The organism is Microbacterium sp. NPDC060132 (genome assembly GCF_042729675.1).
GTDB lineage: Bacteria > Actinomycetota > Actinomycetes > Actinomycetales > Microbacteriaceae > Microbacterium > Microbacterium sufflavum.
Map to the genome: position 1 here is coordinate 2,317,113 of NZ_JBHWXU010000001.1, position 21,840 is coordinate 2,338,952.

General features: G+C 72.0%; 21 protein-coding genes. 7 read left to right on the forward strand and 14 right to left on the reverse strand.

Annotation, left to right across the window (positions count from 1 at the left end):
* Positions 1 to 7: 7 nt before the first annotated feature.
* On the reverse strand, positions 8 to 2,365 hold the full coding sequence (locus ACFWCH_RS11260; RefSeq protein ID WP_247638558.1) for a glycoside hydrolase family 65 protein: 2,358 nt from the start codon (positions 2,363 to 2,365) through the stop codon (positions 8 to 10).
* 277 nt (positions 2,366 to 2,642) lie between these two features.
* On the opposite strand from ACFWCH_RS11260, the gene ACFWCH_RS11265 reads away from it, so the two are divergent.
* Both ACFWCH_RS11265 and ACFWCH_RS11270 read left to right on the forward strand, forming a co-directional pair.
* On the forward strand, positions 2,643 to 4,040 hold the full coding sequence (locus tag ACFWCH_RS11265) for a M20/M25/M40 family metallo-hydrolase (RefSeq protein ID WP_247638559.1): 1,398 nt from the start codon (positions 2,643 to 2,645) through the stop codon (positions 4,038 to 4,040).
* Between the two features lie 146 nt (positions 4,041 to 4,186).
* Positions 4,187 to 4,756 carry an alpha/beta fold hydrolase gene (locus tag ACFWCH_RS11270; protein ID WP_136036941.1) on the forward strand — a complete coding sequence of 190 codons (570 nt, stop codon included), beginning with the start codon at positions 4,187 to 4,189 and terminating at the stop codon, positions 4,754 to 4,756.
* Positions 4,757 to 4,805: 49 nt separating this feature from the next.
* Here the strand turns inward: ACFWCH_RS11270 and ACFWCH_RS11275 are convergent, their stop codons facing one another.
* Positions 4,806 to 5,105, reverse strand: coding sequence for a Fe-S cluster assembly protein HesB (locus tag ACFWCH_RS11275; protein ID WP_136033504.1), 300 nt, complete (start codon positions 5,103 to 5,105; stop codon positions 4,806 to 4,808).
* Between the two features lie 106 nt (positions 5,106 to 5,211).
* Positions 5,212 to 5,700 carry a GNAT family N-acetyltransferase gene (locus ACFWCH_RS11280; protein ID WP_205814405.1) on the reverse strand — a complete coding sequence of 163 codons (489 nt, stop codon included), beginning with the start codon at positions 5,698 to 5,700 and terminating at the stop codon, positions 5,212 to 5,214.
* A gap of 119 nt (positions 5,701 to 5,819) precedes the next feature.
* On the opposite strand from ACFWCH_RS11280, the gene ACFWCH_RS11285 reads away from it, so the two are divergent.
* Positions 5,820 to 6,371, forward strand: a complete 552-nt coding sequence (locus ACFWCH_RS11285; RefSeq protein ID WP_136033507.1) for a Dps family protein — start codon at positions 5,820 to 5,822, stop codon at positions 6,369 to 6,371.
* Between the two features lie 58 nt (positions 6,372 to 6,429).
* Here ACFWCH_RS11285 and ACFWCH_RS11290 read toward each other — a convergent pair whose 3' ends face one another.
* Entirely contained in the window at positions 6,430 to 6,954 is a 525-nt protein-coding gene (locus tag ACFWCH_RS11290; RefSeq protein ID WP_136033509.1) for a DUF6328 family protein, read from the reverse strand.
* An 81-nt stretch (positions 6,955 to 7,035) separates the two neighbouring features.
* On the opposite strand from ACFWCH_RS11290, the gene ACFWCH_RS11295 reads away from it, so the two are divergent.
* Complete coding sequence (locus ACFWCH_RS11295) at positions 7,036 to 7,239, forward strand: hypothetical protein (protein ID WP_247638560.1); 204 nt, start codon at positions 7,036 to 7,038, stop codon at positions 7,237 to 7,239.
* Positions 7,240 to 7,261: 22 nt separating this feature from the next.
* Here ACFWCH_RS11295 and ACFWCH_RS11300 read toward each other — a convergent pair whose 3' ends face one another.
* Both ACFWCH_RS11300 and ACFWCH_RS11305 read right to left on the reverse strand, forming a co-directional pair.
* Entirely contained in the window at positions 7,262 to 7,837 is a 576-nt protein-coding gene (locus tag ACFWCH_RS11300) for a 1-acyl-sn-glycerol-3-phosphate acyltransferase (RefSeq protein ID WP_136036939.1), read from the reverse strand.
* 22 nt (positions 7,838 to 7,859) lie between these two features.
* Positions 7,860 to 8,471, reverse strand: a complete 612-nt coding sequence (locus ACFWCH_RS11305) for a carboxymuconolactone decarboxylase family protein (protein WP_247638561.1) — start codon at positions 8,469 to 8,471, stop codon at positions 7,860 to 7,862.
* Between the two features lie 125 nt (positions 8,472 to 8,596).
* Between ACFWCH_RS11305 and ACFWCH_RS11310 the strand changes: the two genes are divergently transcribed.
* Positions 8,597 to 8,743: a hypothetical protein gene (locus ACFWCH_RS11310; RefSeq protein WP_168387113.1), complete on the forward strand. Its 147-nt coding sequence runs from the start codon at positions 8,597 to 8,599 to the stop codon at positions 8,741 to 8,743.
* 29 nt (positions 8,744 to 8,772) lie between these two features.
* On the opposite strand, the gene ACFWCH_RS11315 is transcribed toward ACFWCH_RS11310, so the two are convergent.
* Positions 8,773 to 10,248, reverse strand: coding sequence for an MDR family MFS transporter (locus ACFWCH_RS11315; protein ID WP_136036937.1), 1,476 nt, complete (start codon positions 10,246 to 10,248; stop codon positions 8,773 to 8,775).
* A gap of 167 nt (positions 10,249 to 10,415) precedes the next feature.
* On the opposite strand from ACFWCH_RS11315, the gene ACFWCH_RS11320 reads away from it, so the two are divergent.
* Positions 10,416 to 12,512 carry an ABC transporter ATP-binding protein gene (locus ACFWCH_RS11320; RefSeq protein WP_247982862.1) on the forward strand — a complete coding sequence of 699 codons (2,097 nt, stop codon included), beginning with the start codon at positions 10,416 to 10,418 and terminating at the stop codon, positions 12,510 to 12,512.
* 17 nt (positions 12,513 to 12,529) lie between these two features.
* On the opposite strand, the gene ACFWCH_RS11325 is transcribed toward ACFWCH_RS11320, so the two are convergent.
* The 7 genes from ACFWCH_RS11325 to ACFWCH_RS11355 are packed head-to-tail and all read right to left on the reverse strand — an operon-like array spanning position 12,530 to position 19,861.
* Positions 12,530 to 13,303, reverse strand: a complete 774-nt coding sequence (locus tag ACFWCH_RS11325; RefSeq protein ID WP_247638562.1) for an SDR family NAD(P)-dependent oxidoreductase — start codon at positions 13,301 to 13,303, stop codon at positions 12,530 to 12,532.
* A 25-nt stretch (positions 13,304 to 13,328) separates the two neighbouring features.
* Positions 13,329 to 14,273 (reverse strand): glycosyltransferase family 2 protein, encoded by a 945-nt coding sequence (locus tag ACFWCH_RS11330; protein WP_308194353.1) that lies wholly within the window; start codon positions 14,271 to 14,273, stop codon positions 13,329 to 13,331.
* 22 nt (positions 14,274 to 14,295) lie between these two features.
* The gene (locus tag ACFWCH_RS11335) at positions 14,296 to 15,432 is read right to left on the reverse strand and encodes a cysteine desulfurase family protein (protein ID WP_247638563.1); all 1,137 of its coding nucleotides are present in this window, start codon (positions 15,430 to 15,432) and stop codon (positions 14,296 to 14,298) included.
* Positions 15,433 to 15,436: 4 nt separating this feature from the next.
* Positions 15,437 to 16,288, reverse strand: a complete 852-nt coding sequence (gene nadC, locus ACFWCH_RS11340) for a carboxylating nicotinate-nucleotide diphosphorylase (RefSeq protein ID WP_247638564.1) — start codon at positions 16,286 to 16,288, stop codon at positions 15,437 to 15,439.
* Entirely contained in the window at positions 16,288 to 17,817 is a 1,530-nt protein-coding gene (gene nadB, locus ACFWCH_RS11345) for an L-aspartate oxidase (protein WP_378803553.1), read from the reverse strand. Before nadB ends, nadC begins: the two co-directional genes overlap by 1 nt.
* Positions 17,814 to 19,148 (reverse strand): quinolinate synthase NadA, encoded by a 1,335-nt coding sequence (gene nadA / locus ACFWCH_RS11350; RefSeq protein WP_136028550.1) that lies wholly within the window; start codon positions 19,146 to 19,148, stop codon positions 17,814 to 17,816. Before nadA ends, nadB begins: the two co-directional genes overlap by 4 nt.
* Positions 19,145 to 19,861 carry an NUDIX domain-containing protein gene (locus ACFWCH_RS11355; protein WP_247638567.1) on the reverse strand — a complete coding sequence of 239 codons (717 nt, stop codon included), beginning with the start codon at positions 19,859 to 19,861 and terminating at the stop codon, positions 19,145 to 19,147. The genes nadA and ACFWCH_RS11355 overlap by 4 nt, the downstream gene beginning before the upstream one ends.
* A 267-nt stretch (positions 19,862 to 20,128) precedes the next feature.
* Here ACFWCH_RS11355 and ACFWCH_RS11360 point away from each other — a divergent pair, with 267 nt between their 5' ends.
* On the forward strand, positions 20,129 to 21,820 hold the full coding sequence (locus ACFWCH_RS11360) for an ABC transporter substrate-binding protein (RefSeq protein WP_136035501.1): 1,692 nt from the start codon (positions 20,129 to 20,131) through the stop codon (positions 21,818 to 21,820).
* The last annotated feature ends 20 nt before the right edge of the window (positions 21,821 to 21,840 follow it).

A 21,840-nucleotide genomic window follows, 5' to 3' on the forward strand; every position in this document is an offset into this window, starting at 1 on the left:
CGCGGGCTCACCCCTCCTCGCGCGCTTCGCCGGGCTCTCGCCAGCGCGGCTGCGACGGCTCGGGGGTGAGCGGGGACTCCGGTGGCGGCGTGGGCAGGGTCACGGGCTCGCCCGCGATGAGCTGCACCGCTCGGCCCGCGTGCCGCACCGTGACGGGGTCGCCCGCGCTCAGGCGGTAGGTCGTGTCGTCGGGCGTGATGTCGACATGCAGGATGCACCCGTGCAGGCGCACCCCGAACCCGAGCCGCGTGATGTTGCGGGGGAGCCGGGGGTGGAACGAGAGGCCGGCGTCGCTGTCGCGCATGCCCCCGTAGCCCGCGGTGATACCGGTCCAGATGCCCGCGAGCGCCGCGATGTGCAACCCCTCGGCGGTGTTGCCGTGGAGGTCGTCGAGGTCGAGCGCGGCGAGCTCCGCGAGGTACGCCGCGGCGAGGTCGAGGTGCCAGAGCTCCGCCGCGATCACCGCCTGCGCCATGGCCGAGAGTGAGGAGTCGCGCACCGTGAGGGCCTCGTAGTACGCGAACGCCCTGGCCTTCTCCTCCCGCGTGAACTCCTCGTGCTCCGTGTACAGCGCGAGCACCAGGTCGGCCTGCTTCGCGACCTGCTTGCGGTACAGGTCGAAGTACGGGAAGTGACTGTGCAGCGGGTACTGCTCGGGTCGCGTGGCGTCGAAGTCCCACACGGCATGCCGCGTCGACCCCGCGAACTGCTCGTGCACGCGGCGCCGCTCGTCGAACGGCACCGTCATCGCGTCAGCGGCGTCGTTCCAGCGCGAGACCTCGGCGTCGTCGACCCCGAGCCGCTCCGCGACCTCGATGTGGCGTCGGGCCGCGGCCACCGCACCGCGCAGGTTCCGTCGCGCCGCCAGGTTCGTGTAGGTGTTGTCGTCGACGATCGCGGAGTACTCGTCAGGGCCGGTGACCCCGTCGAGATGGAAGCCGCCGTCGTCGTCCCAGCGGCCGAGCGACAGCCACAGCCGCGCGGTCTCGATCAGGATCTCCGCGCCGGCGTCGCGCTCGAAGTCGCGGTCTCCCGTCGCCCTGACGTACTGCATCACGGCGCCGGCCACCGCCGCGTTGATGTGGAACGCCGCCGTGCTGGCCGGCCAGTAGCCGGAGCTCTCGCGTCCGTCGATCGTGCGCCAGGCGAAGGTCGCCCCGTCCAGGTGCAGAGTGCGCGCGCGTTCGCGGGCGTGATCGAGCGTCGCGTACCGCCAGCGCAGCGCCTGCAGGGCCGCGTCGGGCGCGGTCGAGGTGAGCACGGGGAGCACGAACGCCTCGAAGTCCCAGAACGTGTGCCCCTCGTACCCGGAGCCCGTGAGCCCCTTGCCCGGCACGGAGCGCACCTCGGCACGCGCCGCCGCCTGGAACACCTGGAAGAGCGCGTACCGCACGCCCTGCTGCAGGCGGGGGTCGCCATCGACCCGCACGTCGCCGCACTCCCAGTACGCGTCGAGCGCCTCGCGCTGTCCCGTCGCCACCGCCTCCCATCCGAGGCGCACGGCCTCCTCGACGGCCTCGTCCGCGCGGTCGCGGAGCGTCTGCGGCGAGAGCGAGTCCGACCACTCGTGGCCCACGAACTTCACGACCTCGAGCTCCTCGCCCGCCGCCAGCGCCACGTGGACGCGGGTGCGCGCCAGGTCGCGGTCGGCCTCCACGGTGACCGTGGGCGCGGTGGTGGCGGTCGAGGAAACCGTGTGATCGGTGCTCACCGCCACGTGGATGCCGCTGCGCCTGGTGCGGTGCAGCAGCGTGGCGCGCGACCCCAGCACCGCGGAGTCCACGGCCTGGAGCGGGCGGGAGAGCAGCTCCTGCACACGGGGATCGGCGTGCGGCGACGGCAGCGGCTCGTTCGCCAGCACCTCCGACAGGACTGTGACGGCCACGGGCTCCAGGGCCGTCACGCGATACCGGACAGCGGCGAGCGAGCGGTGTCGCAGCGAGACGAGCCGGGTGGACGCGACCTGCACGCGCCGACCCTCCGCCGACTCCCACTCCAGCTCGCGGTGCAGCGTCCCGTCCCGCAGATCGAGGCGCCGCTCATGCCGGTGCACCGTGCCGTGCTCCACATCGAACGGCTCATCGTCCACGAGCAGACGGATGAGCTGCCCGTTGGGCACGTTGATCACGCTCTGCCCGGTCTCCGGATAACCATAGCCGTCCTCGGCGTACGGCATCGGATGGTCCTCGAAGACCCCGTTGAGGTAGCTGCCGGCGACCCCGCGCGGGTCGCCCTCGTCGAGGTTGCCGCGCCAGCCGACGTGCCCGTTGGAGAGTCCGAACACCGACTCCTCCTGCGCCAGATGCTCGACATCCACTCCCGTGACGCTCACCGACCACGGTTCGACGCGGAACGCCGCCGTCATGCCCGTGCGGTCCGGACGTCTCGCGGACGGCGGGGCCGTTCGGGGAGGTGCGGGGCGGGGCCGACGTGGAGCATGGCGTTTCCTTCTGCCGAGGACCGGGAGCTGCGACGCTAGCGCGGGGTCCTCACGGGGACGAGGGAGTTGCGCCGAGCCCGGCGCGTCGGGTAGACGACGGCCCCCCGCGCTCGCGCCTCGGGCGACGGCGAGCGGATAGCCGGTGCTCGCCCCCGCCGTCAACCCCTGGTCCCCGCCCCGTGGTGCAGACCAGGGTGGTCGCATGGCGGAGGATTCTCAGGAGAACACGGACCCGATCGCTGGCTTCCTGCGCGCGAACCTCGATGAGATCGTCGACCGGCTCTCCGCCTGGGTCGCGATTCCCTCGGTGTCGGCGGACCCTGACAGGCGGCAGGACATGGAGCGCTCCGCCCGATGGATCGCGGGGGAGCTGCGCGACGCGGGACTGCGCACGACCCTCCTTCCGGTCGGCGAGTCCGTGACGGTGTACGGCGAGAGCGCGCCCGTCCCTGGGGCTCCCACCGTGCTGGTCTACAGCCACCACGACGTACGCCACGCCAAACCGGAGGAGTGGAGCGAGACCGCGCCGTTCACCCCCGTGCGCCGCGACGGACGACTGTACGGCCGCGGGGCGTCGGACGCGAAGGGACAGGTGCTCGCGCACGTCTGGGCGCTGCGCGCCGCTGCCGCTGTCGACGGCGCGCTCCCGCGCGTGAACCTCAAGCTGCTGATCGACGGGGAGGAGGAGATCGGATCGCCGAACCTCCGCCGTCTGCTCGACGAGGAGCCGGAGCGCTTCGCCTGCGATCTCGTCGTCTTCTCCGACACGATCCAGTGGCGGGTGGATGCCCCCGCCCCGGTGACCTCGATGCGCGGCACCCTGACGGCGACGCTCACGATCAGGGGACCGGAGCGCGACGTGCACAGCGGTGTCGCGTCCGGGGTCACGCTCAACCCGGCGCTCGTGCTGTCCCGCGTGCTCGGCGGACTGCATCACCCGGATGGGCGCATCGCGATCCCCGGCTTCCATGACCGCGTCGCCGAGACCTCCGCCGAGCGCAGGGCGGAGTTCGCCGCCCTGCCGTTCGACGAGCAGGACTGGATCACGCGCACCGAGACCCGGGCGATCGTCGGCGAGGACGGGTTCACGCCGCTGGAGCGTCTGTGGACGCGTCCGGCGATCGAGGTCATCTCGCTGCTCGCCGGCGATCCGGACGGCATCGAGCGATCGGTCATCCCGCGCGAGGCCACGGCATCGCTCAGCGTGCGGACCGTGCCCGACCAGCGCATCCCGGACATCGCGGACCTGCTCCGCTCCCACGTGGCCGCCGTGATGCCCGACGGGGCGACCTACACGCTCGAGGTCGACGAGGACATCGCCCAGGAGCCGTACGTCTCGCCCCCTGGCGAGGTGACTGACGCGCTCGAACGGGCCCTCGGCCGCGGATTCGGCATCCCGGTGCAGGGTCGCATGGGCAACGCCGGGGGAGGCCCGGCCGACTGGCTGTCGCGACACCTCGACGCTCCCGTGCACTTCCTCGGCACGGGTCTTCCCGAGGACCACTGGCACGCGAGCGACGAGAGCCTCGACCTGCGGATGTTCGTGGCCGGTGCCGCGACGCTCGCTCACCTGTGGCGTGAACTGGGGCGCCCACGATGACTCCGCCGGGGGTCGCGAGGAGGAGGCGCGGCCCCCGGCGGGCTACGCTGGACGCAGGCGGTCTCGGCCGCGGCGCGGGTCGCAGGAGCCCGGCGTGGACGACCGCCTGCGTTCCTGACACCGACGGCACGAGGAGACCGACGCCGATGACCGACACCCAGATCTTCGAGCCAGACGGCCGCGCCATCCCCTTCGTGGACGAGGGCGACGGACCCGTCAAGCTGGTGCTCATCCAGGAGCGCGACCTGGCCGCCGACGTGCTCGGCGTCGTGGGGCACTACCTCGCCGAGGAGGCCGGATTCCACGTGCTGCGCATCGGCCACCGCGCGGACGGCGTCGACGCCTCGCTCGACGACCGCGTGGCGGACGCGCTCGCCGTGATCGACCACGTGGGCCTCGAAGACACCTGGATCGGCGGACACGGCTTCGGAGGCACGGTCGCCCGCTCCTTCGCCGTCGCGCACCCCGACCGGGTGAACGGGCTGGCGCTGCTGGGGGTGGAGGACGTGGAGGTTCCGCTGGCTCCGGTGATCCCGGTGCTGCTGATCCAGGGGACCGACGACACGGACACCCCGGAGGCGAACGCCGAGCGCCTGCAGGCCGCCGCTCCCGAGCGTGCGAGCATCAAGCGGATCGACGGCGGAGGCCACCTCTTCCCCATGACGCACCCGATCGAGACCGCCGTGGTGCTGGAGGAGTACCTCGACTGGGACTGAACGCACGGATGCCGCGACCGAGTCGGCCGCGGCATCCGGAGTCCGTGGGTCAGGCGACCTGCGGGAGCACCGCGAAGGAGACGGAGCCCTCGTCGTCGACTCCCGCGTCGAGGATCTTGTCGTCGAGAGCGGCCGCGGCCGCATCGTCGAGGAACAGGCGCGTTCCCTGGATCTCCACCACCTGATCCGCCGGTTCCGGGTCGGCCGTCACGGCGACGGCGAGGTGCGCCGCCCCTGCGTCATCCTGAGCCGGGGCGGAGTGGATCCGCAGACCCGCGTCCGGCGCGTCGTTCTGTCGACTCACGAGGGTCGAGACGATGGCGGTGGCGTTGTCGGTGAGGGTGAGCACGAAGCTCTCCTTTCCGGTCGGGTCGTGCCGCGGTCGCGACACGTGCTTCCACGATCCCCGTCACCGCCGCGAGCCTCCACCCCCTTGCGTCATCCGAGCCTCGCGTTTACTCTCGCAGCCGCTTGCGCAGGAACACCTGCGCGGTGCCGTCCCCGTCGGGCACGCGCTCGTGCTCGACGTAGCCGCACGACTCGTACAGCCGGATGTTCGCCTCGCTGAGGCTCCCCGTGAACAGCTCGGCGACCGGTGCCCGCGACGCCTGCTCCGCGGCTTCCAGCAACCGGCGGCCGATGCCCTCGCCCTGCATGTCGGGCGCGATGGCGATGCGCCCGATGAGCAGCAGGTCGTCCTTCTCGACGTACCGGATCGCGCCGACCAGCCGTCCGTCGATGCGAGCCGTGAAACCGGACTCGGACCGCAGCTCGGCCTCCAGCTCCGCGAGCGTCTGGGTCAGCGGCGGCATGTCCACGCTGCCGTAGATCGCCGCTTCCGACACGAAGGCCGCGCGCTGGACGGTCAGCACCTCGCCCGCGTCGGCGTCGCTGATAGGCGAGATCACGATCTCGGGGCCCTCGTTCTGTTCGGTGCTGGTCACGGTTCCGCCTCTCTCTGCGTCCGGGGGACTCCGCCACGTTCGACCGTGAGCCCGGCGAGTGTCAACCCCCTCGATCCGGCCAGGCGCGGGCGGCTACGGTCGCGGCAGGAGGTCACACCATGGCAGACACCAAGACGAAGAAGACCGGCGGCGCGAAGAGCGGCGCGAGCACGCGGGCCAAGACCACCCGGCAGCAGAACGCGGAGAAGGGGTTCACCGCTTCGCCCACGCTCGCCGCGAACCTGCAGGCGGTGCTCGTCGACCTGATCGAGCTCTCGCTGCAGGGCAAGCAGGCGCACTGGAACGTCGTGGGCAGGAACTTCCGCGACACGCACCGCCAGCTCGACGAGATCATCGAGGACGCGCGCACGTTCAGCGACACCATCGCGGAGCGGATGCGCGCGCTGCACGCGGTGCCGGACGGTCGCAGCGCCACCATCGCGAAGACCACCACGCTGCCCGAGTTCCCCACCGGCGAGGTCTCGACCACCGAGACGATCGACCTCGTGACCGAGCGGCTCGAGGCGACGGTGGCCACGCTGCGCGGGGTGCACGATGACGTGGACGAGGAGGACCCCACCTCGGCCGATCTGCTGCACGCCGTGATCGAGCGCCTGGAGCAGTTCGCCTGGATGGTGAGCGCCGAGAACCGCAGCCCCGCCGGCCGCTGAGGACCGGAGTGGAGAGCCATCGCCGTCGCCGTCGCGCACCCGCGCGCGGCGGCGGCGATCAGGTGTCGGCGCGAGCCCTCGCACGCGCGCGACGCAGGAATCCCGGCAGCGCCATCCACAGTCCCGTGACCAGCACGAGCGCCGCGATCAGCGCGACGAGTCCGGCGGTGCGGTTCACGGTGAAGTCGACGATGAGCGTCGTGACACCGATCGTGAGCGCACCGATCACCACCAGGTCCACCTTCACGATGCGCGCCGCGATACGGACGAGCTCCGGCTTCTGCCGGGTGCCGAACAGCGCCCGGTGCATGCCGACCGGAGCGAGGGCGAGGATGGTCGCGATCGCGGCCAGGGCCACCAGCACCACGTACAGATCGCGCTGCAGCTCGTCCATGTCGGTGAAGCGCGGCTGGAACGCCACGGCGAGCAGGAACCCGGTGAGGATCTGCGTGCCGGTCTGCATCACCCGCAGCTCCTGCAGCAGCTCATCCCAGTTGCGGTCGGCGCGCTCGTTCGGGGTCTCGTCACGGCCGTCGTCGCGGTCATCCCGATCGTCCGGGCCACGGCGTGCATCTGCTGTCATAGCCTCAGTCTCGTGGCGCGGCTCCGGTCGTGTCCAGAAGGTTGCGCCCCGGCTCGCCGCCCCCTCTCGAAAGGACTCGAAATGACGCTTCCCCCGATCGACGAGTGGTGGCCGGAGCTGTCCGACGACGCGCGCCGTGCGGTCATCGGCAGCGGCTCCCGGCACCTGGACGAGGATGTGCGCGAGGAGATCCGGGAGATCACGGGCGCCGTGGTCGGCATGATCGAGACGCTGTCCGAGGACGACCTCGCGTACGCGCGGAGGCACGCGCCGGACGACGAGTGAGCGCGCGGGAGACCCGGGGCGGTCAGGCGCTCTCGGTCTCCTCGCGCAGCCGCGGCTCGGTCCGCCGCTCGGGACGGACGCCGTGCTTGTCGGCGTAGAACGCGCGGATGCGGTCCATGTCGGCGGAGACGTCGCCGGTCAGCTCCATCGTGGGGCCGAGCCCGGTCGTCATGGTCGCGCGGTCCACGAAACCCAGGGTCACGGGCATGCCGGTCTCCCGTGCGATGCGGTAGAAGCCCGACTTCCAGTACGCGTTCCCGCCGCGGGTGCCGTCGGGCGTCACCACCAGGCCGAACACGGTCCCGGCGTGCACCTGCGCGACCACCTCGCCCACGACCCTCGCTGGGTCGGCGCGATCCACGGGGATGCCGCCGAGGCGTCGCATGATCGGGCCGCGCCAGCCGTGGAACAGGCTCTTCTTGCCCAGCCAGTGCACGTCGATGCCGAGCCGCCAGGCGATGGCGAGCATCAGGACGAAGTCCCAGTTGGAGGTGTGCGGGGCGCCGATCAGCACGGTGGGGCGGTCCGGCGCGCGGCCGCCGGCGAGCGTCCAGCGGCTGAACGCCCAGAACACGCGGGCGAGGAGTCGTCTGAGCATCCGTCCACGCTAGGGGAGCGGCCTATCGATCGGCTGGCGGTGCAGAGCCATCGGTCCGCCTCGCCGCGGTGCCACCGGTCAGGGCTTCGGTGACCGCGACGCTCAACCCCGGCATCGGATCCACCGGCACAGCGAGGGCCTGCAGCGCCCGGCTGAAGTAGTTGCGCGCCGCCGCGGCGAGGGTGATGTCGACGATCTGCCGGTCGGAGAACCCCGCGTCGCGCAGGCGCTGCGAGTCGGCGTCGGTCATGGCCTCCGGCTCGCGGGAGAGCCGCTCGGCGTACCGGATCACCGCCTGCTCCGCCGGGTCGAAGGCGCTGTCGTCGCCCTCGCCGAACGCGGCGAGCCCGGTCTCGTCGACCTGGCCGATGCGCACCGCGCGGCGTCCGTGCGCCAGGAGGCAGTGCGGCGACCCGATCGCGCGGGCGGCGCCGAGCGTGGCCGCCTCGTACACGCGGACGCCGATCGACGGCACCACCGCGTGGACGAGGGCCTCGAAGGCCGCGTAGGCCTCCGGGTTCACGGCCATCGCCTGGGTGTGGGCGAAGACGAAGCCGTCCTCGGCGATGTCGCTGTCGTACATGGCGGCGACGGGACCTTCGGCGGTGGCCGCCATCGGGGTGCGGATGATCATGTCGACTCCCTCGTCCGGGCCCGCCGGAGGGGCGTTGACCCGCATCACCCGGAAGGATACGCCCGACTGCGCACCGCGGGTAGGGCCGCGGAGCCGTCCCTCTCCGGCGGGCGTACCATCGAAGGATGACCGAGAAGACGCCGCGCAACGCCGAGCAGGAGACCGCGCCCGTGCTGCAGCCGCTCCCCGCCGCGCTCGAGGTGCTCGACGGGGATGCCGTCGGCTTCTGCAGCAACGGCGTCTGCCACCTCCCCGCGCCGTCGACGCGGTAGGCGACAGACGCCGTCACACCCGGGCGGTGTCAGTGGCCCCCGTGGCCGCCCTCACCGGCATCGTCGGCGGGCTTGCGCACGAACGGGCTGAGCGCCACCGCCGCGAGCGAGATGATCGCCGCGATGAGGAACGCCATGCGTGCACCGGGTGCCCCCGCGACCGCCCGCGACAGACCCTCGTCTTCTCCCGCGTGCAGGATCGCCGAGTACGTGACCGTGAGCAGCGCGACTCCGGCCGCACCGCCCACCTGCTGCAGCGTGTTGAGGACGGCCGAGCCGTGCGAGTACAGCGACCGGTGCAGCGAGCCCAGCGACGAGGAGAACAGCGGGGTGAACGACATCGCGAGTCCGACCGACATGGCCGCCTGCACGATGATGAGCAGCCACCACACGGTGTGCTCGCCCACGGTGGAGTAGAAGAACAGCGCCGCCGAGACCAGGATCGTGCCGGGGATGAGCAGCGGGCGCGTGCCCTTCGCGTCGTACACGCGGCCCATCACCGGACCGAGCAGGCCCATCAGGACGGAACCCGGGAGCAGGATCAGCCCCGACTCCAGAGCCGTGAGACCCGCCACGTTCTGCAGGTACTGCGGGAGCAGCGTGAGCGTGCCGAACATCGACAGCGCCAGGATGGTCATGATGATCACCGCGAGCGAGAAGTTGCCGACGCGGAACACCCGGAGGTCGAGCAGGGCGTCGTCCACGCGCTGCAGCACCAGCTGACGCCACACGAACAGCGCGAGCGACACGGCGCCGACCGACAGCGCGATCACGCCCGCCGTGCCGCCCGAGCCGCCCTCGCCGCCGAACTGGCTGAGTCCGAACACGATGCCGCCGAAGCCGAGCGCCGCGAGCGGGATCGACAGCACGTCGAGCGGAGCCTTGCGGGTCTCGCCCAGGTTCGTCATCCACTTCACGCCCATGCCGAGCGACACGAGGGCGATGGGCAGCACGATCGCGAACAGCGCCCGCCAGTTGAACGCATCGAGCACGGCGCCGGCGAGCGTCGGGCCGATGGCGGGGGCGAGCGAGATCACGAGGCCGACCCGGCCCATCATGCGGCCGCGCGACTGCGGCGGCACGACGTTCATGATCGTCGTCATCAGCAGCGGCATCATGATGCCGGTGCCCGCGGCCTGGATCACCCGGCCGACCAGCAGCACCGAGAAGCCGGGCGCGACCAGCGCGACCAGGGTGCCCAGCGAGAAGGCCGTCATCGCGGCGATGAAGACCTGACGGGTCGTGAAGCGCTGCAGGATGAAGCCGGTCGTCGGGATGACGACCGCCATGGTGAGCATGAAGGCGCTCGTGAGCCACTGCCCGAGCTCGGGCGGGATGCCCAGGTCGGTGTTGAGGTGCGGGATCGCGATCCCCATCGTGGTCTCGTTGAGGATGGCGACGAAGGCCGCGACGAGCAGGAGCCAGATCACGCGCATGTCGCGGCGGGGGATCTCACCGCTCTGTGCGGGAGGCGTCGAGATGGAGCCGGTATCGACGGCAGACATGGGCGGCCTCCAGGGCATCGAGGGGGAAGGAAGGCGCGAGAGTTCGCAGGAGTCACTCAGCGTAACGGGTGCCGCGGACATTTCATTCCGATCCCTGTGATATCCGCTCAGGGCGGAGATCCGCGGGCGGCGACGTCGGCGCCCGTGGGTACGCTTGCGCCATGAGCATGGGCGGTATGGGCGGCGGGCCACGGGCCGGGTTCCGTGGGGTCGACGAGGAGGCCCAGCGCCGCCAGAACGCCGAGGCTCCGCGCATCGAGGGCCTGGGCAGCCGCGTGGTCGCGCTGTTCAGCGCCTACCGGTGGCGCATCCTCGTGACGGGCGTGCTGGTGGTCGTGGGAGCGGGCATCGCGGTCATCCCGCCGTTGCTGGTGCAGCGCATCTTCGACGACGCACTCTTCCCGGTCGACGGCGGCGGCCCTCACCTGCAGCTGCTGGCCTGGCTCGTGGGCGCGATGGTCGCCCTGTTCCTGCTCTCGGCCGGACTCGGCGTCGTGCAGACGTGGCTCACCGCGACCGTCGGCAACAGCGTCACGGGCGACCTGCGGGTGCGCCTTTTCGAGCACCTGCAGGCGATGGAGCTCGGGTTCTTCACCCGTACCAAGACCGGGGTCATCCAGTCGCGCCTGCAGAACGACGTCGGCGGGGTGTCCGGCGTGCTCACCAACACCGTCACGAGCATCCTCGGCAATGCCGTCACCGTGATCGCCTCGCTCGTCGCGATGATCCTGATCGACTGGCGTCTCACCCTGATCGCGGTCGTGCTGATGCCGTTCCTCGTGCTCGTCCAGCGCCGCGTCGGCCAGGTGCGGGCGCGCATCGCGGGGGAGACGCAGGAGTCGCTGTCGGAGCTCACGTCGATCACGCAGGAGACGCTGAGCGTGTCGGGCATGCTGCTCTCCAAGGCGTTCAACCGGCAGCGCACCGAGTCGGAGCGCTACCAGGCGGAGAACCGCAACCAGGTGGTCCTCCAGGTGCGCCGCGCGATGAGCGGTCAGGGCTTCTTCGCGGTCGTGCAGGTGATCATGGCCAGCGTCCCCGCCGTCATCTATCTCGTGTCCGGGTTCTTCATCGCGGGCGGCACCGGTGCCATCACCGCCGGCACCATCGTGGCGTTCACGACCGTGCAGGCCCGGCTGCTCATGCCGCTGATGGGGCTCATGCGCGTCTCGCTCGACCTGCAGACGTCCTCCGCGCTGTTCGCGCGCATCTTCGAGTACCTCGACCTGGTGCCCGAGATCACCGACGCGCCCGACGCGATCACGGTCGACCGGGCGCCGGGGCCGCGCGGTCGCGTGGAGTTCGCCGACGTGGTGTTCCGCTACCCGGATGCCGCGCCCGACGCCCGACCCACGCTGCACGGCGTGTCGTTCGTGGCGGAGCCGGGGCAGCACGTGGCGTTCGTCGGGCCGTCCGGGGCGGGCAAGACCACGATCATCTACCTCGCACCGCGCCTGTACGAAGCCACGGAGGGCACCGTCCTGTTCGCCGGCGCCGACGTGCGCACGCTGCGGCAGGAGTCGATCATCGACGACGTGGGCATCGTGTCGCAGGAGACCTACCTCTTCCATGCGACCATCCGCGAGAACCTCCTGTACGCCAAGCCGGACGCGACCGAGCAGGAGCTGATCGCCGCCTGCACCGCGGCCAACATCCACCACATCATCAGCGGGTTCGAGAAGGGCTACGACACCGTGGTCGGCGAACGCGGCTACCGGTTGTCCGGCGGGGAGAAGCAGCGGATCGCGATCGCGCGCGTCCTGCTCAAGGACCCGCCGGTGCTGCTGCTCGACGAGGCGACCTCGGCGCTCGACACCGTGTCGGAACGCGTCGTGCAGGAGGCGCTGGACGAGGCGGCGAAGGGACGCACGACCCTCTCGATCGCGCACCGGCTGTCCACCGTCATGGGCGCCGACGTGATCCACGTGATCGATGCCGGCCGCATCGTCGAGTCCGGCACGCACGCCGAGCTGCTGGCGCAGGGCGGGCTCTACGCCGAGCTCGCGGCGCAGCAGGTGGCGGCCTCGCGCGTGCTCACCGTCGAGGCGGAGATCGAGGAAGACGACGCGGGGGAGCCCGCGACCGGGGGCGTGCGGGCGGCGCTCGACGCCCGCCGTGCCGACCGCGCACCGGACGACGCGGCTGCGGCGGACGCCGTCACCGCACTCGCGACCGCGGCTCCGCTGATCACGCCGTCCGCACCGGCGGCGGCCACCGGGGTCACGACGCCCGACCCCGACGAGTCCGCCCTCCCCGAGGCCTGAGCGCCGGGGCGGCGGCGTCAGTGCACGGACAGGCCGCCGTCGACGAACAGCGAGTGCCCGGTGACGTAGGCCGAGCCCGCACCGGCGAGGAACACCGCGGCGCCCGCGAAGTCGCTCGGCAGTCCGTTGCGTCCGATCATGGTGCGCGCGGCGAGGGCCGCGATGGTGTCGGGGTCCTGCTGCAGCCGGGCGTTCAGCGGGGTGAGCACGAACCCGGGCACCAGGGTGTTGCTCGTGACTCCGGTGCCACCCCAGGCCTCGGCTTCGGAGCGCATGAGCGACTCGACCGCGCCCTTCGACGCGCCGTACACGCCGCTGCCCACGAAAGCCCGGTGCGCCTGCTGCGAGCTGATGTGGATGAGCCGTCCGTAGCCGCGGGACGCCATGCCCCTCGCGTACCGCTGGCCGAGCAGGAACGGCGCCAGCGCGTTGACCGTCATGGTCGCGTCCCAGTCGTCCTGCGTGATCTCGGCGTAGGGCGGCCGGAGGTTGATGCCCGCCGAGTTCACCAGGATGTCCGGCTCGCCGAACGGCTCCGCGGCCGCGGCGGCCGCGGCGTGGATGCCGTCGCGCGTGCCCAGGTCGCCGACGACCCCGGCCGCGCGGGCGCCGTGACCGCGCAGCTCCTCGACGGTCTCGCGGATGCGCTCCTCGCCACGGGCGACGATCACGGTCGCGGCGCCCGCGCGGGCGAGTGCGGTGGCGATGCCGCGGCCGATGCCGGAGCTGCCGCCGGTCACCACGGCCGTGCGACCGTCGAGCGAGAACAGCGAGTCGAGGTAGGCGTTCATGCGGGCGGCCTTTCGGGGGTCGGGCTCACCAGTTCAGGGCGTCGGCGAGCGCGGGATCGGGAGCGGCGTCGGCGAACTCCGGCAGCGCCCGCAGCTCGGCCAGGAACGCCTGCACCTCGGCGTCGTACGCCGGGTCGGGGTGCGTACGGGCGATGTCGAGCAGGGGAGGGACGTCCATCGCCAGGATGAGGTCGAGGCGGGCGGTGACGGCGGCGTGCTCCCCGGCGGCGTGCAGCACCGCGATCCCGCCGCGGAGGGCCGTGAGGTAGTCGCGGAGCACGGGGAGCTGGGCCTTGCTCTGCGTGATCGACGTGCCGTCGGCCCTGACCCGCCACTCGACGACGACGTCGGGGATGACGTCGAACGCCCCGGCGCGGGTGTACAGGGTCTGCGCGACGACCTGGTCCTCGTAGGCGACGCCCTCGGGGAAGCGGAGGTCGGTCCACAGCGGGGTCCTGCTCACCTTCGACCACGCGACGATGTTCGACGCGGCCGCGGGGTGCTCGGCAAGCGTGGTGCCGCGTCGCTCGGGGGCGGTGGCGGCGGCGACCCACGGCTGCACGCGCCCCGCGACGTAGCGGTCGCCCTGCCACCGCGACCGCACGTACGCGCCGGCGGCGAGGTCGCTCCCGGTCTCCTCGAGCGTGCCGAGCAGCCGGGCGAGCGCCGTGGGGCGCAGTTCGTCGTCGGCGTCGAGGAACCCGGTGTACGGGGTGTCCACGAGCGAGAGGCCCACGTTGCGCGCGGCACCGAGGCCGCGGGAGGCGGCGTGACGCATCGACGTGAACCGCGGATCCGCGGCCGCGGCGGCGTCGAAGATCGCGCCCGTGTCGTCGGTCGAGCCGTCGTCGATGAGGATGGCACGCCAGCGTCGCTCGGTCTGCGCGCGCAGCGAGTCGAGCGCGGCGCGGGCGAAGGCGGCGATGTCGCGTCCTGGCACGACCAGGGTCACGAGCGGGGCGTCGGTCACCAGCCGAGTCTAGAGCCGCAGCTCACCCCCGGACGGCGTCCACGGAGGCGGCGACGAGGGCGGCGAGGCGCTCCGGCGCGTCGTCCGGGAGGGGGGCGCGCCCGAACGTGAAGCGCACCGAGGTCTGGGCGACCGCGGGGTCGAGGCCGCACGCGAGCAGCACGTGCGACGGCTCGTCGCTGCCCGCCGCGCACGCGGAGCCGCTGGACGAGATGACGCCGCGCCGCTCCAGCTCCAGCAGCACCGCCTCGCCGCTCACCCCCGCGATCGTGAAGCTGGCCGTGGCGGGCAGACGGCGCACGGGGTCACCCGTGAGCGCCGCCTCCGGCACCCGCCTCAGCAGCTCGGCGATGAAGCGTCCGGTCGCGGCGCCGATCCGCGCCCCCGCGACCTCGCGTTCCCGTTCGGCGAGGTCGAGCGCGGTCGCCAGGCCCACGGCGCCCGCGACGTCGGCGGTGCCCGAGCGGCGCCCGCGCTCCTGTCCGCCGCCGTGCAGCAGCGGCTCCAGGGGCAGGCGGCCACGCACCGCGAGCGCGCCCGTGCCCTTGGGGGCGCCCAGCTTGTGCCCGGCGATCGACACCGCGTCGGCGCCGAGGTCGCGCAGCGGCAGCCAGCCCGCCGACTGCACGGCGTCGAGGTGCAGCGGCACTCCCCGCGCACGGGCGACCGCGGCAAGGGCCTCGACGTCCTGCACCGTGCCGATCTCGTTGTTCGCGTGCCCCAGCGCGACCAGTGCCGTGTCATCGCGGAGCGCGGCGGCGAGGGCCTCGGTGGTGACGCGGCCGTCCGGCCCCACGTCGAGCGCCGTCACCTCCACGTCGTGGAACCGCGCGAGGAACGCGGCCGACTCCAGGATCGACTCGTGCTCGATCGGCGACACCACGACGTGCCGGCGCCCCGAGCTCAGCGCGCCGAGCACCAGTCCCTTCACCGCGAGGTTGTTCGCCTCGGTGCCGCCGCTGGTGAACACGACGTCGCCGCGGCGCATCCCGAGCACGTGCGCGACCCTGGCCCTGGCGTCCTCGAGGGCCTCCGCCGCCGCCTCTCCCGCGGTGTGGTGGCTGGCGGGGTTGCCGTACACCGTCGTGAGGTACGGCTGCATCGCGGCCAGCACCTCCGGGCGGACGGGGGAGGTGGCGGCGTGGTCGAGGTACAGCACGGCGTCAGTCGATCCGCAGATCCAGGCCGAGATCGAGCGCGCGGGCCGAGTGGGTGAGCGCCCCGACGGAGATGATGTCCACTCCCGTGCGGGCGATCGCGGCCACGGTGTCGAGGTCGACGCCGCCCGAAGCCTCCGCGGTCGCGCGACCGTCGATCAGCGCGACACCGGCGCGCAGCTCGTCCGGGGTGAAGTTGTCCAGCAGCACCGTGTGCGCGCCGCCGTCGAGCACCGCGGGGATCTGGTCGAGCCGGTCGACCTCGACCACGACGTGCGCGGTGTGCGGCAGTCGCGCCACGGCCTCGCGCAGCGCCGACGCCAGGTCGAGACCGGTGCGCTGCAGCACCGCGAGGTGGTTGTCCTTCGCCATGACCGCGTCTGACAGGGAGAAGCGGTGGTTGCGGCCACCCCCGCAGGCGACGGCGTGGCGCTCGAACGCCCGGAGCCCCGGGGTGGTCTTCCTGGTGTCGCCGATGCGGGCGCGCGTGCCCTCGATCGCCGCGACGTACGCGGCGGTGAGGGTCGCGATGCCCGACATGCGCTGCGTGAAGTTCAGCGCCACCCGCTCGGCGGTCAGCAGGCTGCGGGCGGCTCCGGTCACGGTCGCGAGCACGTCACCCGCAGCGAACGCGTCGCCCTCGCCCACGTGCAGGTCCACGGTGACCTCCGGGTCGGTGAGGGTGAAGGCGGCGGCGAACACCTCTCCGCCGCTGAACACCCCGGGCTCGCGGGCGACGAGGTCGGCGGTCGCGGTGGCGTCGGCGGGCAGCAGCGTCGCACTGGTCAGGTCGCCCCACGGGGCGTCCTCCTCGAGGGCGGCGCCGACCACGCGGGTGAGGGTGGCACGGGTGAGCATCAGACGGTCTCCAGGATCGGGGGACGGGCGGTGGCGGGGGCGGCGGGCTCCGCGTCCGCGCGGTGGTGGGCGCCGACCGAGATGCGGCGCGCCAGGGCAGCGGCGGCCGTGGCCTCCGCGACGTGCAGCAGGTGGGCGTCCTCGTGGTCGCGCGCGCTCTGCGGCGGCTGCTGCGCGATGATCCAGCCGCGGATGGTGCCGAGGGCGCGCTCGAGTCCCCGCGCTGTGCGGTGGAGTCCGACCTCGTCCCACATCAGCTGCTGCAGGGCGCGGCGCGCGAACGGCGGGGTGCCGGTGGTCGCCGTCGGCTCCGTGGCGGGTGTCGCGGTCGCCCGCGGCGTCGTGGGGCCGGGGTGGACACCGGCGGGCCAGGGACCGGCGAGGGCCGCAGCCGCCCGTGCGCCGAACACCGCACCCTCCAGGAGGGAGTTCGACGCGAGGCGGTTCGCGCCGTGCACCCCGGTACGGGCCACCTCGCCCACCGCGTAGAGCCCGCGGATCGTGGTGCGTCCGTCGAGGTCGGTCACGACGCCGCCCATCAGGTAGTGCGCAGCCGGGGTCACCGGGAGCGGCTCGCGAGACCAGTCGAAGCCCCGCTCGCGGGTGACACGGTCGATCGTGGGGAAGCGGCGCGCGAGGGTCGCAGCTCCCAGCATCGTGGCGTCGAGGCGCACCGGCACGTCCTGTCGCGCGGCCTGTGCGGCGATCGCCCGCGCGACCACGTCCCGCGGCGCCAGCTCGCCGTCGGGGTGGCTGTCGAAGACGAACCGCCGTCCGTCGGCGTCGAGCAGCACCGCCCCTTCGCCGCGCACGGCCTCCGAGATGAGGAACGCCGGGCCGCTCGCGAGCACGGTGGGGTGGAACTGCACGAACTCCAGGTCGGCGACCGCGGCCCCCGCGGCCAGGGCCACGGCGATCCCGTCGCCCGTGACCCCGGCGGGGTTGGTGGTGTGGGCGTACAGCTGTCCGTCGCCCCCGGTCGCGAGGATCACGGCGTCGGCGGTCCGCACGGTGGGGTGGCCGTCGTGGAGCAGCTCCACGCCGCGCACGGTGCCGTCCGCCACGGTGAGCCCGGTGAGCATCGCCCGTTCGACCAGGGCCATTCCCGCCCGGCGCACGGCCGCGGTGAGGGCGGTCGCGATGGCGGCACCCGTGGCGTCTCCGCCCGCGTGGAGGATGCGCGCGTGGCTGTGCGCCGCCTCCCTCCCGCGCTGGAGGCTGCCGTCGGCGGCGCGGTCGAACGCGACGCCCCGGGCGATGAGCTCCGCGATGCGGGCGGAGCTCGCGGCCACGAGCGTCTCGACGGCGGTGCGGTCGCCGAGTCCGGCTCCGGCGGTGAGGGTGTCGTCCGCGTGCGCGGCCGGAGAGTCGTCCGGCCCGTAGCCGCCCGCGATCCCGCCCTGCGCGAGCGGTGTGCAGCCCTCGCCGACCTCGCCCTTCGTCACGAGCGTCACGGTGTGGCCCGCCTCGTGCGCGTGCAGGGCCGCGGTCATGCCCGCGATGCCCGCTCCGACGACGACGACGTTCATCGCGTGCCGGCTGCCGGGGGCTTGGCGGCGAGCATGCGCTCGAGGGCGACCCTGGCCGGTTCCGCGACGTCCTGGGCCACCGTGATCCGGTTGGGCGTGCGTCCCGCGACCAGCTCCTCCAGCGTCCAGGCGAGGTAGCCGGGGTGGATGCGGTACATGGTCGAGCAGGGGCACACCACGGGGTCGAGGCAGAAGATCCGGTGCTGCGGGTACTGCGCGGCGAGGCGGCGCACGAGGTTGATCTCGGTGCCGATCGCGAACGTCGTCGGCGTGGTGGCCTCGTCGATCGCGCGGCGGATGTACTCGGTCGATCCGGCCTCGTCGGCGGCGTCCACCACCTCCATCGGACACTCCGGGTGGACGATCACGCGCACGCCGGGGTGCTCGGCGCGGGCCTGGTCGATCTGCGCGACCGTGAAGCGGCGGTGCACGGAGCAGAAGCCGTGCCACAGGATGACGCGCGCGTCGCTGAGCTCGTCGGGCGTGGAGCCGCCCAGCGCTCGCCGCGGGTTCCACAGCGGCATGCGCTCCAGCGGCACGCCCATGGCCTTGGCGGTGTTGCGGCCGAGGTGCTGGTCGGGGAAGAACAGCACGCGCTGTCCGCGCGCGAACGCCCATTCGAGCACGGTGTGCGCGTTGGAGGAGGTGCAGACGATGCCGCCGTGTCGCCCGACGAAGCCCTTGATCGCGGCGGACGAGTTCATGTAGGTGACGGGGATCACCGGCACCCGGCCGTCCGCGTCCGGCGTGTCGAGGTCACCCAGCACGTCGGCGAGCTGCTCCCAGCACTCCTCGACCTGGTCGATGTCGGCCATGTCCGCCATCGAGCATCCGGCGGCGAGGTTCGGCAGGATGACGGACTGCTCGGGGCGCGACAGGAGGTCGGCGGTCTCGGCCATGAAGTGCACACCGCAGAACACGATCGCCTCCGCGTCGGTCCGGCCCTTGGCGGCCGTGGCGAGCTGGAAGGAGTCGCCCACGTAGTCGGCGTGCGTGACGACCTCTTCGCGCTGGTAGAAGTGCCCGAGGATCACCACGCGGTCGCCCAAGGTCGCCTTGGCGGCACGGATGCGGTCGTGGAGCTCGGCCTCCGGTGCCTCGCGGTATTCGGCGGGCAGTTCGCCCTGGCGGGGAGCGCCGGTGGGGATCACATCGCCCATGGACGACCCCGGGCCGTAGCCCGGGCGGATGTCGAAGTCCCAGGGGCCGGCCGCGAGGTCGGTGGTGCAGGTGGCCTCGGTCGACGCGCCGGTGACGATCGCCTGGATCGCGTGGTCGACCGAGGCGTCCACGGGCAGGACGGCGGGAGTCGGGACGGCGGTGATGCTCATCGGGTGCTCGTTTCTTCGGGGCCGAGGGGGCCGCGGTCGGCCAGCTCGACATCGGTGTTGTCGCGGTACAGACGGGCGGGACGGTGGCTTCCGGTGCGGAACCGGTCGGTGGGCAGGAGGTTGCCGGCGGCCTCCACCTGACGGCGGAAGTTCGCGGGGTCGAGCTGGCGGCCGAGGATCGACTCGTACGCCTCGCGGAGCTCGGCGAGCGTGAACTCCGCGGGCAGGAAGCCCTGTGCGACGCGGCTGTAGCCGACCTTGTTGCGCAGGCGCCACAGGGCGTACTCGATGATCTTGGCGTGGTCGAACGCCAGTGCGGGGAGCTCGTCGACCTCGAACCACTGCACGTTCTCCGGCGCGCGTCCGCTGGCGCGGTGGGCGGCGATCTGGGCTTCGACGTCGTCCTGTCGCAGCAGGGCCCAGTACACGATCGAGACGACGCGCGTGGGGGAGCGGTCGACGGCGCCGAACGCGTAGAGCTGCTCGAGGTAGCTGGGCGCGAGGCCCGTGGTCTCCGCGAGCGTGCGGGCGGCGGCGTCGACCGGGGATTCCTCGGCGGTGAGCCAGCCGCCGGGGAGCGCCCACTGCTGCGCGAACGGCTCGCGCGTGCGGAGCACGAGGGGGAGGGCGAGCACGGCGCGGCCGTCGTCGGTGCGCCGCAGCGTCAGGATCACGGTCGAGACGGCGACGCGGATGGGCTGGCTTCGAGTCATAGGCACCTTAACCTCCGTGAACGATCTTAGTGTCATAGCGACCCTTAGGGCGACTCCATGACGCCGTGGGTCCAGCGAGTCCGAAACGTTATCTGCGGGAGGGAATAGGGCTTGTCCGGCTCGAAGGGGTTTGTTAGGTTACTGTCCTAACAAACCCCTTCGAGGTGACGTCCGTCTCCTCCTCCCGGGTTTCCCGTGAACCCCGACCGGGGTTCGGCTCCATCCGGAGAATCCCTCCTGCAGTGCAGCACCGAGAGGAAATGAAGAATGATCCGTAAGGGAAAGCGCGGTATCGCGCTCACGGCGGTCGCGGGGGCCTCGGTCCTCGCACTGGGACTCACCGCCTGCGGTGGCGGGGGAGGCGAAGGCGGCAACGCCGACGGCGACCGCGCCCTCCGCGTCTGGGCCGGCAGCACGACGCCGATCACCACGAACTACAACCCCTTCGCCCCGAACGTGCTCCACGGCGCACTCGGTCCGATCTACGAGCCCCTGTTCTTCTACAACAAGACCAAGGATGAGGAGCCGATCGGCCTCATCGGCGAGTCCTTCGAGTACAACGAGGACGGCACGCAGATCACGGTGAAGATCAAGCCCGATCTGAAGTGGAGCGACGGCGAGCCCCTCACGGCCTCCGACGTCGCCTTCACCTTCAAGTACGAGGCCAACAACCCCGAGGGCAACAATCTGGTCTCCGCCGAGGCGACGGACGACACCACCGTCGTGCTCACGTACGGCATCGCGCAGTACACCACGGAATTCCAGCGGATGGGCTCGAGCTACATCCTCCCCGAGCACATCTGGAAGGACGTGGACGACTTCGCGAACTTCACCAACGAGGAGCCGGTCGGGTCGGGCCCGTACGTCGTCGACAAGACCACGAGCGAGTCCTACACCCTAGTCGCGAATGAGAACTACCGCGACGCCGACGAGCTGGCCATCAAGAAGGTCCAGTACATCGCCGTCGACAACAACCAGACGGCGCAGGATCTCGTCGCCGCGGGCGAGCTGGACTGGACCGGCATGTTCATCCCCAACCCGGACGACGTGACCGGCAACGGCAAGATCGAGTGGATCAACACGCCGCAGGACCCGACCGTGCTGTACACGTGCTCGAACGCCGAGCTCGGCTGCACGGGTCCGCAGACCGACGTCGCCGTGCGTCAGGCGCTGAACGTCGCGATCGACCGCGCCACCATCAAGGAGAAGGCGTTCGTCGGCCTCACCGCCGACATCTCGCCCGCCTACACGCTGCTCCCGCGGGATGAGAAGTGGCTCACGGACGACGCGTACGAGGTCAGTCCGCAGGAGGCGAACGTCGAGGAAGCCGCGTCGATCCTCGAGGCGGCCGGCTACACCAAGGGCTCGTCGGGCATCTACGAGAAGGCCGGCGTGCCGGTCGAGTTGAGCCTGATCTCGGTCGACGGGTGGACGGACTACAACGACGCCGCGAAGCTGATCGCCGAGCAGGCGGAGAAGGCCGGCATCAAGGTCACCACGTCCACCGTGCAGTGGCAGGAGTTCGTCGACGCCCGTCAGTCCGGCCAGTTCCAGCTGATCGTCGGCGGGGTCATCGGCACCACCATCGCCGACCCGTTCCAGATCTACCGTGACTGGTTCGGCGGCACCGCGGTGCAGTCCACCAGCCCGGTCGGGACGGAGATCCCCCCGGGGCGCTGGAACTTCAGCCGCTACAGCAACCCCGCCGTCGACGCGGCCATCCAGCAGGCCATCAGCACCGAGGACGAGGGGGAGCGCAAGCAGCTCTACGCCACGATCCAGGACGCGATCGTCAACGACGTGCCCTACATCCCGCTGGTGATCAACGCCACGCAGACCTTCTACAACACGAAGGACTACACCGGCTGGCCGACGGAGGAGAACCTCTACGCGTTCCCGCCGTCCTGGGGTGCCATCGCCGCCGGCTACGTGCTGACGCAGATCAAGCCGGCCGGCTGAGCGAAGGAGTCGGGGAAGCA

Coding starts and splice junctions, on each gene's coding strand:
- ACFWCH_RS11320 (WP_247982862.1), top strand. CDS start 10,416: ATGGGCGGTATGGGCGGCGGGCCACGGGCCGGGTTCCGTGGGGTCGAC.
- ACFWCH_RS11270 (WP_136036941.1), top strand. CDS start 4,187: ATGACCGACACCCAGATCTTCGAGCCAGACGGCCGCGCCATCCCCTTC.
- ACFWCH_RS11355 (WP_247638567.1), bottom strand. CDS start 19,861: ATGACTCGAAGCCAGCCCATCCGCGTCGCCGTCTCGACCGTGATCCTG.
- ACFWCH_RS11265 (WP_247638559.1), top strand. CDS start 2,643: ATGGCGGAGGATTCTCAGGAGAACACGGACCCGATCGCTGGCTTCCTG.
- ACFWCH_RS11305 (WP_247638561.1), bottom strand. CDS start 8,471: ATGATCATCCGCACCCCGATGGCGGCCACCGCCGAAGGTCCCGTCGCC.
- nadC (WP_247638564.1), bottom strand. CDS start 16,288: ATGCTCACCCGTGCCACCCTCACCCGCGTGGTCGGCGCCGCCCTCGAG.
- ACFWCH_RS11360 (WP_136035501.1), top strand. CDS start 20,129: ATGATCCGTAAGGGAAAGCGCGGTATCGCGCTCACGGCGGTCGCGGGG.
- ACFWCH_RS11260 (WP_247638558.1), bottom strand. CDS start 2,365: ATGACGGCGGCGTTCCGCGTCGAACCGTGGTCGGTGAGCGTCACGGGA.
- ACFWCH_RS11325 (WP_247638562.1), bottom strand. CDS start 13,303: ATGAACGCCTACCTCGACTCGCTGTTCTCGCTCGACGGTCGCACGGCC.
- ACFWCH_RS11310 (WP_168387113.1), top strand. CDS start 8,597: ATGACCGAGAAGACGCCGCGCAACGCCGAGCAGGAGACCGCGCCCGTG.
- ACFWCH_RS11295 (WP_247638560.1), top strand. CDS start 7,036: ATGACGCTTCCCCCGATCGACGAGTGGTGGCCGGAGCTGTCCGACGAC.
- ACFWCH_RS11285 (WP_136033507.1), top strand. CDS start 5,820: ATGGCAGACACCAAGACGAAGAAGACCGGCGGCGCGAAGAGCGGCGCG.
- ACFWCH_RS11315 (WP_136036937.1), bottom strand. CDS start 10,248: ATGTCTGCCGTCGATACCGGCTCCATCTCGACGCCTCCCGCACAGAGC.
- ACFWCH_RS11290 (WP_136033509.1), bottom strand. CDS start 6,954: ATGACAGCAGATGCACGCCGTGGCCCGGACGATCGGGATGACCGCGAC.
- ACFWCH_RS11300 (WP_136036939.1), bottom strand. CDS start 7,837: ATGCTCAGACGACTCCTCGCCCGCGTGTTCTGGGCGTTCAGCCGCTGG.
- nadA (WP_136028550.1), bottom strand. CDS start 19,148: ATGAGCATCACCGCCGTCCCGACTCCCGCCGTCCTGCCCGTGGACGCC.
- nadB (WP_378803553.1), bottom strand. CDS start 17,817: ATGAACGTCGTCGTCGTCGGAGCGGGCATCGCGGGCATGACCGCGGCC.